Genomic DNA, 11,705 nt, shown 5'->3' with positions numbered 1-11,705 from the left:
TAAATACAACATTACCAACTCATAAACTCCATGGCGAATCGAAAGGCCATGTCTTGCATCACACCCCTAATCTTGGGTCAGATTGGGGGTGTGAGGCGGAATGTACTCCCACTCGCGATGCCAGATCGCGTACACCCAAGAATTCGTTGATGCCCCGTCAGTATGGCCGTCCTCACGAGATGATCTCGCGCGAATAACAGCATCTTCTCCAACACCCGCCCGAGTCGATGTCGCGCATGTCAGCCTCGATCGAGTCACGGTTCAGCACGTGTGTACCCAAAGCCCATCGAAGCTTTCCAAAAACCTGGATTCCAGCTATTCCACGTGCACGAGACAATTTACGTTTTATCGGGGAATCGTTCAGGGGCCAGGAGCATTCCACTGCCCTCCTCAGCACCTATAGACAGCCGGCTAAGGATTCGTACGGTTGCGACATTGCAGGTCCACAGGGGCGAGCCTAAGCAGAGCACAGCGTGAACGTTGCCTACGACAGCGCACAAGGAATCTGCATCGACTTCGCTAACTGGCCGCAGCCGTTGTCGTTTAGCAGCGAGCGGTAGGAGCGCACGCACGTCCACCGCCTCGGTTTTACAGATCCTAGGTTCGGTCAAAAGATAACCTAGAACATTCTCCAGCTCCCCTACACAATGCAATGGGAAATTGGGTATTAATTATGTACGGGCTCATCTGTTCCACAGCTGATGTGTCAGTCCGCCGCCAGTGCCAATTGATTCGGTCTCGAATCGATCTTCCATACCTAATAGTTGATCCCAGATTTGCACACCAGAGCCCACCAACATGGGGACAATCGCCAGATGCAGGAAGTCAATCAAGTCCGCGCGGAGAAATTCATTGACGGTCGATGGCCCGCCGCCGATGCGAACGTCTAACCCGCCTGCCGCTTCCTGTGCCATGCGTAGCGCATCACCCGGTGCGGTATCGACAAAATGGAAACTTGTGCCGTTAGTAAATTTGAGTGTTTCTCGAGGGTAACGAGTCAAGATAAAAACCGGGGTTAAAAAGGGTGGGCATCTCCCCACCAGCCATTCCATCTATCCATCCTTAGGCCATGGTCCAGGTTGCAAGCCAAGCTTGCGGCGCCCCATAGTCTCGGCTCCGATCCCCTGTCCACGCATGCTGATCATTGCGTGATCTGCCGTGAAGGGATCTCTGAGCCCCTGAATACCGTGAATGACGCGCTCATCGAATCTTGTAAATAGCGCGGCCGCTCCCCCGGCCTGCTCATCAAAGAGCACTCGATCTCCTGCGGCGTGGCCAACTAACGAAACCAAGAGGTTATGCACTCACGTGCGAACCATCTTGGCCTCCGCAGCCATGGAAACCAGAAACTAGTTGACCCCTAAGGCAGGGGAATTTCATTCGACAAGCATTTCGGAACCAATAGCCGGCGCAGACTTATGGTGGCACACGTCGGTGACACGCTTGATGCCGCTGGACCACGACTTAAACCAAAAGTGGAGATCCAATTGGATCTCCACTTTTTCTCTGTGGCGGGGAGAGGATTTGAACCTCTGACCTCCGGGTTATGAGCCCGGCGAGCTACCGAACTGCTCCACCCCGCGTCGGTAAATACAACATTACCAACTAGTAAACTTCATGGCTAATCGAGCTGACATGTCCTTAGTCACAGGTCGTTTCGATTGCGCCTGCAGTCGTTTGCGAGCAACTTCGGGTATAGCCCCGAAGAGCCAGAATTTCAGATTCCACGTACGACAAAAAGAAATCCTCCCAGTCAAAAGACTGAGAGGATTTCATTTTGGTCACCGCCGAATTATTCTCGACTTGTCCCATAAGTGGCGGGGAGAGGATTTGAACCTCTGACCTCCGGGTTATGAGCCCGGCGAGCTACCGAACTGCTCCACCCCGCGATGACTAGACTATTCTTCATCATCGCGGGGCAGAATGCAAATCGGACGCAAGCGGACGGCTATCCGTTGTTCCCATCGGTTGGCTGCGTCGACTCAGTCGGTGCGGCGGGTGCTTCGGAGTTTGTCTGTACTTCGCCCTCCGGAGCGGCTTCACCGTTGATAGTTGCATCGGCTTCCAGTGCCCGAGACAAGGCATTCTGCAGCTCAGTCTGTGCCTTACCGTAGGCAGCAAAGTCGCCAGCCTTCAAAGCGTCATCAGATTTCTTGATCGCTTCATTTGCCGCGTCCAATGCTGAAGTTAGCTTCTGCGTCTCAGACTGAGTAGGAGCATCGCTCTCACCTGGCTCATCCTTCGGCTTAGTCCCGTCCCCGGTTTCACCTGTTACGGCACCGGAGTCGCCGCCAAAGACTTCGTCAAGAGCTTCGGCCAGAGTATCGGCGAAGCCGACCTGATCACCGAAGGCGACCAATACCTTACGCAAGGTCGGGTAACTTGTCTGGCCTGATGACTGCACATACACAGGCTGGACGTAGAGGATACCGCCACCGACAGGCAGCGACAGCAAGTTACCGTTCTTCACTTCGGAAGCACCCTGTCGCAACAGGTTCAGCTCCGTGGTCACCCTAGGGTTGGTATCGAAGTTCTGCTGGGCTTGGCCTGGACCAGGTACAGCAGTATCGCGTGGAAGTTCGAGCAAGCGCAGCTTGCCGTACTGATCGCTCTTCACACCCGCGTCACTACCCGCATCTGCATCTGCCGAGAGGAAGCCGAACAGCACGTTACGCTGTTGGCCGTTAGCGGCTGCCTGCGGGATGAATGTTGAAGTCAATGAGAACGACGCAGCATCCTGGGTTGGCATCTTCAAGGAGAGGAAGTATGGAGGCTGCTTCACTCCCTTGGTCGATGAGGTCGGATCATCTGGCACTGCCCACGCATCGTTTGATTCGTAGAATGCACCGGCATCGTCAACGTGATAGGTCGTGAGAACCTCGCGCTGAACCTTGAACATATCTTCTGGGTAACGGACGTGTTCCATCAATTCACCAGAGATCTTGTCCAGTGGCTGCACTGCAGTAGGGAAGACCTTCTGCCATGCCTTCAGAATCGGATCCTCGGAATCCCAGGCGTAAAGATCAACCTTGCCGTCGTATGCATCCACCGTAGCCTTGACCGAGTTGCGCATGTAGTTCACGCGACCTGACAGACGGTCAAAGTCTGACGCATTGGTCAGGGAGTCAGAAACAGCCGATTCAATCTGCTGTTGCTGCGCATACGGGAAATCGTTCGAGGTGGTGTAGCCATCAATGATCCATTTCACTCGACCATCAATAATTGCCGGGTAGGCATTGGAATCAAGGGTTAGATACGGGGCAACCTTGCTCACGCGATCGCGTGGATTACGGTCATAAAGAATCTGCGATTCCTCGTTGACCGCATTCGATAGCAACAGGTCAGTCGAGGCAAACTTCAACGCGTAAACGACGCGGTTGAACAGGTTACCAACGTTTGGACCACCATCACCCTCGAAGGTGTAACGGGTATCTTCACCCTCACCGCCAGCGCTTGGGCGGTCCAGCTCCTGGTCCGTCCAACCTTCTGGACCGCCAACCACCGAATAGTCTGGTGAAGTTTCACCGAAGTAAATACGAGGCTCGTAATCAGCTTCAGTGATCAAGTCACCGGTGGACGGGATGCCACCGAGCATGAAGTCAGGGCGTCCGCCAGCAGAAACGCGGTTACCGTAAGCGGCAACCAGTCCATAACCGTGGGTATAGGTTACGTGCTGGTTGACCCAGGTGTCATTAGGGTTGACGCTCACTTCACGGGCAGCGATCACCGTATCCTCGATTTTTCCATCAATCTCGTAACGGTCAACGTTGAGGTTCTCGGGGAACGTGTAGTAACCACGGAACTGCTGCAACTGTGCGAAAGCAGCGGATACCAAGTTGGGATCCAGCAGACGAATATTGGCGGTGGTTTCAGTTTCCTTGGCCAGCGCGTTCTTCTCGGTGCTCACCTTCGCGTCATAGGGAGTGACCTCAATGTCGCTCAGCCCGAACGCTTGACGAGTCATCTCAATGTTTCGATCGATATACTCGCTTTCCAAAGCACGCTGCGATGGAACGACCTGGAATTGCTGCACCAGGTAGGGGTAAACGCCGCCGGCAACGATCATGGTCACCACGAGCATCGCGGTGCCAATCAGCGGCAGGCGCCAGCGTCCGTTGATCGCAGCAATGATAAAGGTAATAGCGATCAGAATCGCAACGATAGCTAGGATCATCCGTGCAGGAATGACCGCGTGCACGTCCTTGTACAACGCACCGGCAACTCGTCCGGACTGGTTATTCAAAGTTTCGTACTGGGAAATCCAGAAGTTCACTGCCTGCAATAGCAAGAAGACTGCGACAACTATCGCGGTATGCACGCGAGCGGCCTTGCCCACCGTGATGCCGCCGCGTTCTTCAACGCGAATACCACCATAGAGGTAATGGGTAAGCAGTCCTGCCACACCGCCAAGCAGAACCACGGAAATCAAGAATCCGACGATTAGCCCAATAAACGGCAAGGTGAAAACGAAGAATCCAAGATCCATATTGAACTGTGGATCGTTGGTACCGAAAGGCACCCGATTGATGAACAACAAGATAGTCTGCCATTGTCCGGCTACCGCGATAGCGGAGAAGATTCCGACCACCGCTGGGATACCGATCATTAGGAACCGACGAATTGGTTCCAGCTGCGCTTGATAGCGCGACATGGAGTCCTGGCGGTTGCCTTCCGGCGCGTAGACCGGGCGGTGCTTATAAGCACTTCGCATGGAAAGCCACATCGGAACAGCCATCACGACTAGCGCGATGACGAAGATGATGAGTTTAGCTATTCGCTCGGTCCAATAAACATCCGAGAACCCTAGCTGGTTGAACCAGAGGATGTCTGCATAGAAGTTTGAGAGGAAAACAAACACAGCCACCAATATGACCACAGCAAATACCGTCAGCGTCAGAGGTGACGCTTTCTTATTTGCTGGTTTGGAAGGTTGTCGCGGCCCTTGGGGCCGCGGTGGGCCCCCGAACGGACTATCCGATCCGTATGACACTATTTATTCCTTACCTAGATGTTCCGCACGCCTTTACTAACGCCAGAACTCGTATGACTATCACTGTACTTACTAAGCTGCAGACACCAAGTTCTATGAACGATGCCTCGCGAATCTATGAACAGGACTCCAGCGTGGCCGGGTCCGTGCCTTGAGCAATCTGCTCTAGTGCCTGTCGTGCTTCATGCAACGTTGCAATCTTGACGACGTTTAGTCCTTTGGGGACTCGCCCGGCGACATCGGAACAGTTATCTGCCGGAGCCAGGAAGACCGTGACACCATCTGCCTTAGCGGCGACCATCTTCTGAGCGATTCCGCCGATTGCTCCGACTTCCCCATCGGCGGTAATCTCTCCGGTTCCGGCGATGTGGTGGTCACCGGCCAGGGAACCCTCGGTCAGCCGGTCGATAATGGCCAGCGCAAACATCGTTCCGGCGCTCGGGCCACCAACTTCCTCAACTCCGAACTTAACGTCAATCGGGAAGTCAAACGAAGTACTCAGAAAAACTCCAAGCTGTCGGGTTCCTTCAGCACCTGGAGCGGTGGAAACCTTCACATCAACTTTCTTAGTTGAGTCCTTCCCGGAGGAACGTTGGACCGCCATCGTGCTGGTTTTATCGCCACGATCATCTAACTGAGTTTTGAGTTCCTCTAGACTCGTGACTGGTTTCCCCTCGAAAGCGAGTAACCTGTCCCCGGGCTTCAACGAGTCTTTGTTCGTATCCGTGGAAAAATCGGCAACTTCCAGCCAGGTTTTATATTCGTGTCCGAGCTCGTTCATTGCCGCAGCAATCGATAGTTCCTGGGACGAAACCATCATCGAGTCATTGGCCTGGCCACGTTCCTCGCTGGTCACCCCGCGTGGAATCATCGTCTCTTCCGGAACAATATCTTTGTTGGGATTAAAAAGCGCTTCGAGAATGACAGGCGTCGAGACACGGTTCTGCCCACCACCTTGGACGTAGATGGTTGTCATGTCCAAGATGCTGTCGGACTGATAACTCTTTTCTCCACTGATAGTGATGAGTTCTTTGTCGTTGTACTCGCCCAACGTGTTCAATACCGGTCCAGGCGTGCGCACCACAAAGTTGGTGGGCAAAAAGAGAATCAAACCAACTAAAAGGAGAGCTAGGGTTCCGGCAATCGTGGTTTTCACGGGCTTGGAACTAGGAACTGACGCACCGAGTGTCGGGGCGGCATCCTTCGTGGATGATGGTTCCTGTTCGTGCACTGGCCTTGCTCCTACCGCTTAAAATTATTTCAGGAGCGTTTTCACAAACGCTACCCTCCTAGCCTACTGAAGGCCCGCCCCGATCTTCATCAGCTATAAGGAGTATTCGATGTGCCGAAAGCGAACTCTGGTGCTCATTGATGTGAACTCTCAGCCTCAGAGGGTACTTTAAGTACATGGCACAGAACCCTCCGAATAACCGACCTGACGGTGACGACGAAGAAAACAATCCGCAGGATCCGATGTCCGCAATGTTCTCTCAGCTCTTCGGTAACGGTTTCGATCCAAATGACCTTCCGCCTCAGCTACGGGAAGCCATGGGCTCCCAAGATCCTGCCGCTATGCAGCAAATGATGCAGCAAGCGCAAGCGATGATGTCCGCAATGATGCAAAATAATTCCTCCGACGGTCCAGTCAATTGGAAGCTAGCATCAGACACTGCTCTGCAGGCTTACGCGGGTGAAGATCCGAAACCCTCCGAATCTCGGCAAGGTGCAATCGTTGATGCTTCCTACCTGGCAGACCTGTGGCTGAACAACGCCACTGTTTTTGAATCCAATGGCGAAGCCACGGAAGTATGGACCCGCAAACGCTGGTACGACAAAACCTTAAGCGTCTGGAAAAAGGTGACCGAGCCAGTAGCCGAATCGGTGACCCGAGCGATCACCAGCGCTATGAAGGACCAGATTCCTGAAGAGATGAAGGGCATGCTCGGCAACTCCGATGCCATGTTCCACAATCTCGGATCGAGCATGTTCGGCATGCAGCTAGGAACCGCGTTAGGCGGCCTGGCCAAAGATGTTCTCGGCGGTACCGACATTGGACTTCCGCTGGCTGGCACGACGCCAGGCTTGGTGTCGACCAACGTCGCAAACTTTGGTGAAGGGCTGGAAATCCCCGAACAAGAAGTGCTGCTCTACGTCATTCTTCGAGAAAATGCGCACACACGCCTGTTCAACCGGGTTCCTTGGCTCTCCTCGAAGCTGATTGGCGCAGTTGAGTCCTACTCCCGTGGCATTCATATCGATATGTCCCGGGTTGAAGAGGCCGTACGCGGAATTGATCCGTCCAATCCAGAGAACCTGCAGGAACTTCTCGGTGAGGGGCTTTTCACCCCACAGCGCACCGGCGAGCAGGAAAAGGCTCTAGAAAATCTTGAACTGACCCTTGCGCTCATCGAAGGCTGGGTTGACCACGTGGTTTCCCTCGCAGCAGCGAACTTGCCGTTCGCCGCTCACCTCCGCGAGACCATGCGTCGTCGCCGCGCTTCGGGCGGCCCAGCCGAGTCGGCTTTTGCCTCATTGGTCGGGTTGGAACTGCGCCCACGTAAGCTCCGGGAAGCTGCAGCGCTGTGGGAACACCTCCATGAAGAACGTGGCACCGAAGGCCGAGACGCGATCTGGGACCACCCAGACCTCATGCCTACAGCTGAAGACCTTAGTGATCCAGCCGGATTCACTAAACGTCGAGAATCAGCTGCCTCAGAGTATGACGAGTTTGATGCCGCGTTAGGCAAGCTTCTAGACGGCGGTTTTGACGATGTCGCCCCGGAAGGTGACAAACCGGATGAAGAAAACGAAGACCCGAAGAACTAAAATCTAGTCCGCTAGGCAAAAGTAGCTAGGCAGCTTTAGCTGTTTAGCTACTTTTGTGCTTTAAAGCTGCATTACGCGCAGATCAATTGTCGTCCAGGTCGTCGAAGCCACCGGCTTCAAGCTCGGTCTGACCATTTTCTTTGGCATATGCGTTGAATCCAGCGCTAAACCCTGCTAAGAATTGATCGGCCTCCACACGCCTCTCAAAGCGATCCAACAGCTGCTGAAATTCTTTCCCATGTCCCTGACCGGGGGTTGCCAAATGCACAAGCTCGTGGACCAACACATAATTTTGAACCCAAATCGGCACGTATTTCAGCTTCGCCGATAACCGAATACTACGATGGTATGGCGTAGCCGAACCCCAACGTTTGTTCTGGTTATTGACCCACCGTACCGATAAAGGATTAGCGATTCCGCCCAGGTACTTTGTATCCAGCGCTTTGGCTCGATCCATCAAGGAGTCTTCGGTGGATAACGCCGACTCGCGGTTTTTACGCTGCCGATACTTTTTGAGCATCTCATCGACAAACACTCGCTCGGTACTCTCGTTTAGTGCCGCTGGCACCTGCACTACTAGCCGATTATCCCGCCACTGCGAGGAGATGGTTTTCTTGCGCTTATTTGACCGTACGATACGGACAGGAATGTCATCAGCCGCAATAAATTCTACGGTCTGTGGGAAATTCGGCATCGGGTGCCTCCACTTCTATCCTTCGCACGTACACGGCGGTTACTTGGTTATCCAATTAGCTTAGATAGCGCACTAACGGCGCAGCATTCACGCCTCGCCAACTGTAGATAACTAACCCGCGTACTCGGCCAAGACAGCCAACATGGCCTCTCCATAGCGTTCGATCTTGCTACGCCCCACTCCTGAAATCTTAGCCAATTGCGGAAGCGTAGAGGGTCGATGTTCGGCAATAGCCATCAGCGTTGCATCGGTGAATATGACGAATGCAGGTACTGAATTGCTCTGTGCCACTGCGGCCCTCCAACTGCGCAACGATTCAAAAAGCGCTTCGTCGTATGCGGCCGGGCAGGAAGAACAGCGTTTGAGCTTTCGCTCTTTAGCCGTGGTCAAGAAGGAACCACAGCCGGCGCACACCAACGGTGTCAGTTTCTGTGGCTTGCGACGTACCGGAGCTTGCTGTCGGCTGCTTGCTTGACGTACTGATTTGATTCCATCTAAGAATCTGGACGGGTAACGGTGTGCTCTTCCGCCGGGAGTGCGAGCCAAAGACCATGAAAGGTATAGATGGATTCTCGCTCTGGTGATTCCGACATAAAGTAGCCGTCGTTCTTCGTCATATCCAGCTTGGTCCTTGGCATAGGTAATTGGAACGAGTCCGTCGCTGAGTCCCGCCAAGAACACTACGTCCCATTCCAGCCCCTTGGCTGCGTGGAATGACGCTAAGGTGACACCATCCAGGGTGGGCGCGTGCTGCGTGGCAGCGCGATCTTCAAGTTCCTTCACCACATCGCGCAAGGTAACTTGATCGCCTTGCGCTCCCCTGCTGGCGACTAAATCATCTGCTAGGCGCACCAATGCTGAGAGTGATTCCCAGCGTTGACGCACGGCACCGGTACTGCCCGTTGGCGCCTCTGGCGCATAACCGTGGGAAGCGAGGACATCGCGCACCAACTGTGAAACAGGCTGGTCCCCGGCGACGTTCAGCGCGGCACGTAGCGCTAGCATGCCTTCTTTGACTTCTCTTCTCGAGAAGAAACGTTCGGCACCTCGCATCACGTAGGAAATTCCTCGAGCTGTTAGCGCCTGCTCAAAAGCCTGTGACTGTCCGTTAGTACGATAAAGGACCGCGATTTCAGAAACGTCTTGACCATTTTTGAGCAGTGCTTTGATCCGCTGGGCCACTTCGGCGGCTTCTTGTTCGTCATCTGCGGCCTCAAAAAATTCTGGGCTTGGCCCATGGTCACGCTGCGCGATAAGTTCAAGTGGTTCGGGCCAAGTCACCGTTGGATCCGGCATTGACGTTTCAATCCGACGAGTGGAAAGCACCTTATTGGCTAGGTTAACTACTTCTGGCGTGGATCTGTAGTCACGCACGAGTTTGACGACCGTCGCCTCCGGGTATTTTGCACCGAAGTTCAGCAAATAATCCGGTTTCGCCCCGGTAAACGAATAAATGGTCTGGGATGCATCACCAACCACGCATAATTCGTCTCGCCCACCGAGCCACAGATCAAGGAGCCGCTGTTGCAGCGGCGAAACGTCCTGATACTCGTCCACGACGAAGTGCCGATACTGTGACCGTACATTTGCCGCAACTTTTTCGTTGTCTTCCAGAATTGCACTAGTCAGTAGCAAGACATCTTCAAAGTCGATAACGCTACGGTCGTCTTTGAGCTCCTCATAAGTTTGGAAAATCCGGGCCATGCTGACTGCTTCGAGCCCATTGGGCAGATCCCGGCTGGAAGCGACTTTGGCGTAACTCTCCGGAGAATGCATCGAGACCTTAGCCCACTCAATTTCTGAGGCAAGATCACGCACCATCGCGCGGTCACTTGATATCCTCAGCCGGCGAGCAGACTCGGCAATTAGTGGTGCTTTATGCTCCACCAAGTTTGGCAAGGTTCCACCGATTGACTGCGGCCAGAAGTACTGCAACTGTCGTAGCGCGGCGGCATGGAAAGTTCTAGTTTGAACTCCCGGAGCGCCCAGTAGACGAAGCCGCGTTCGCATTTCTGAGGCGGCCCGCGTAGTAAAGGTCAACGCCAAGACGCTGGTGGGGTTGTAAACACCAGTGTGCACTCCGTGCGCGATCCTGTGCGTAATCGCTCGGGTCTTACCCGTGCCGGCTCCGGCAAGGATACATAGCGGGCCACGAAGAGATTCTGCTGCGAGACGCTGTTCCACATCAAGACCAGAAAGAAGATCTGGGGCCTGAAAGTTTTCTTGCTCGCTCACTTGTTTGGGGCCTCCGGAAGGGGTTCTCCGTACCAATTACGGATTAATGCATGCGAAATCGACACTCCGCGGGGAATTTGAAGGCTTCCGGCGCGTAGTTCGGCACCGAGCTCTTCTCTAGTAAACCAACGCAAGTCAAGGATTTCGGTACCATCAGGAATGAGCTTCGTGCTCAGCGCTTCACCGGTAAAGCCAAGCATCAAAGAGCGTGGCAAGGGCCAAGGTTGGGAACCGAGATAGGCCACGTCGCCGACGTGCACCCCGGACTCTTCAAAGATTTCCCGGCGTACCGCAGATTCCAATGATTCCCCTGCCTCAACAAAACCGGCAAGAACTGAATACATTTTGGATTTAAAAGTGCTGTTAGCACCGAGTAACAGCCGGTCTTCGGAATCGATAATGGCCGCGATAATGGCAGGGTCGGTCCGCGGGAAGAGCTCATGGTTATTGGCAACGCAGCGTTGCACCCAACCTGAGGTTGACGCGCGAAGCTCGGAACCACAGCGTGGGCAGAATACTTCATTGCGCCGCCAATTTGTGATCGCTTGGGCTTCAACAAATAATTCGGCCTGTGCTTCGCTGAGGGTGCTAAAAGCCTCGCGAAGAGTAATCCATGAGGCATCGGCGACATTCTCCAGCACCGATTCATCAACAATGGCCAACACGTAGGGGTGTTGCTGATCGCGTCCCAGATAAACGAACTGCTCGGTGCCCGAACTTTGATATTCCGGACCAGGCGTAAACATCAACGATTCACCTCGAAGAGCGGCTCCACGCGCAGATATCAGCATGACCCGGCTCAGCGGGTTGGCCATAACTTGTGGCAAGAGCTCCGGTTGATCGTGTTCGGTAACCGGACGCTCATACACCGATCGCGCAAAGCTCAGAGAGGTAAGTGGTAAACGATATTTTTCTGCCAACGACATACTCCTAACCTAGTGCAATTCGCTGAGCAACAGC

Annotated in this window: 8 protein-coding genes and 2 tRNA genes; 1 reads left to right on the top strand and 9 read right to left on the bottom strand. The window is 54.0% G+C overall.

Translation table 11 applies throughout. The features are described 5' to 3' along the window. Nucleotides 1-683: 683 nt before the first annotated feature. From CIK74_RS19050 to CIK74_RS09925, 6 genes are all read right to left on the bottom strand, one after another. On the bottom strand, nt 684-1,052 hold the full coding sequence (locus tag CIK74_RS19050) for a dihydrofolate reductase family protein (protein WP_240520516.1): 369 nt from the start codon (nt 1,050-1,052) through the stop codon (nt 684-686). Next, nucleotides 1,053-1,304, bottom strand: a complete 252-nt coding sequence (locus CIK74_RS19045; RefSeq protein WP_229677102.1) for a hypothetical protein — start codon at nt 1,302-1,304, stop codon at nt 1,053-1,055. 205 nt (nt 1,305-1,509) lie between these two features. Beyond that, nucleotides 1,510-1,583, bottom strand: a tRNA-Met gene (locus CIK74_RS09940). 232 nt (nt 1,584-1,815) lie between these two features. Continuing rightward, nucleotides 1,816-1,889, bottom strand: a tRNA-Met gene (locus CIK74_RS09935). A 59-nt stretch (nt 1,890-1,948) separates the two neighbouring features. Continuing rightward, a complete protein-coding gene (locus CIK74_RS09930; RefSeq protein ID WP_096256030.1) occupies nt 1,949-4,990 on the bottom strand; it encodes a UPF0182 family protein in 3,042 nt (1,013 codons plus the stop codon). Nucleotides 4,991-5,105: 115 nt separating this feature from the next. Next, the gene (locus tag CIK74_RS09925) at nt 5,106-6,221 is read right to left on the bottom strand and encodes a S16 family serine protease (protein WP_096256028.1); all 1,116 of its coding nucleotides are present in this window, start codon (nt 6,219-6,221) and stop codon (nt 5,106-5,108) included. 176 nt (nt 6,222-6,397) lie between these two features. Here CIK74_RS09925 and CIK74_RS09920 point away from each other — a divergent pair, with 176 nt between their 5' ends. Further along, nucleotides 6,398-7,816: a zinc-dependent metalloprotease gene (locus tag CIK74_RS09920; protein WP_096256027.1), complete on the top strand. Its 1,419-nt coding sequence runs from the start codon at nt 6,398-6,400 to the stop codon at nt 7,814-7,816. Nucleotides 7,817-7,898: 82 nt separating this feature from the next. Here CIK74_RS09920 and CIK74_RS09915 read toward each other — a convergent pair whose 3' ends face one another. The 3 genes from CIK74_RS09915 to nudC all read right to left on the bottom strand — a co-directional run bounded on the left by CIK74_RS09915 (nt 7,899) and on the right by nudC (nt 11,671). Then, a complete protein-coding gene (locus CIK74_RS09915) occupies nt 7,899-8,510 on the bottom strand; it encodes a SprT-like domain-containing protein (protein WP_096256026.1) in 612 nt (203 codons plus the stop codon). A 111-nt stretch (nt 8,511-8,621) separates the two neighbouring features. After that, nucleotides 8,622-10,745, bottom strand: coding sequence for an ATP-dependent DNA helicase UvrD2 (locus CIK74_RS09910; RefSeq protein WP_096256024.1), 2,124 nt, complete (start codon nt 10,743-10,745; stop codon nt 8,622-8,624). After that, the gene (gene nudC / locus CIK74_RS09905; protein ID WP_096256022.1) at nt 10,742-11,671 is read right to left on the bottom strand and encodes an NAD(+) diphosphatase; all 930 of its coding nucleotides are present in this window, start codon (nt 11,669-11,671) and stop codon (nt 10,742-10,744) included. The genes CIK74_RS09910 and nudC overlap by 4 nt, the downstream gene beginning before the upstream one ends. Nucleotides 11,672-11,705 lie beyond the last annotated feature (34 nt).

Source organism: Glutamicibacter sp. BW77 (genome assembly GCF_002332285.1).
GTDB lineage: Bacteria > Actinomycetota > Actinomycetes > Actinomycetales > Micrococcaceae > Glutamicibacter > Glutamicibacter bergerei.
This window is presented reverse-complemented; position numbering and strand designations above follow the sequence as displayed.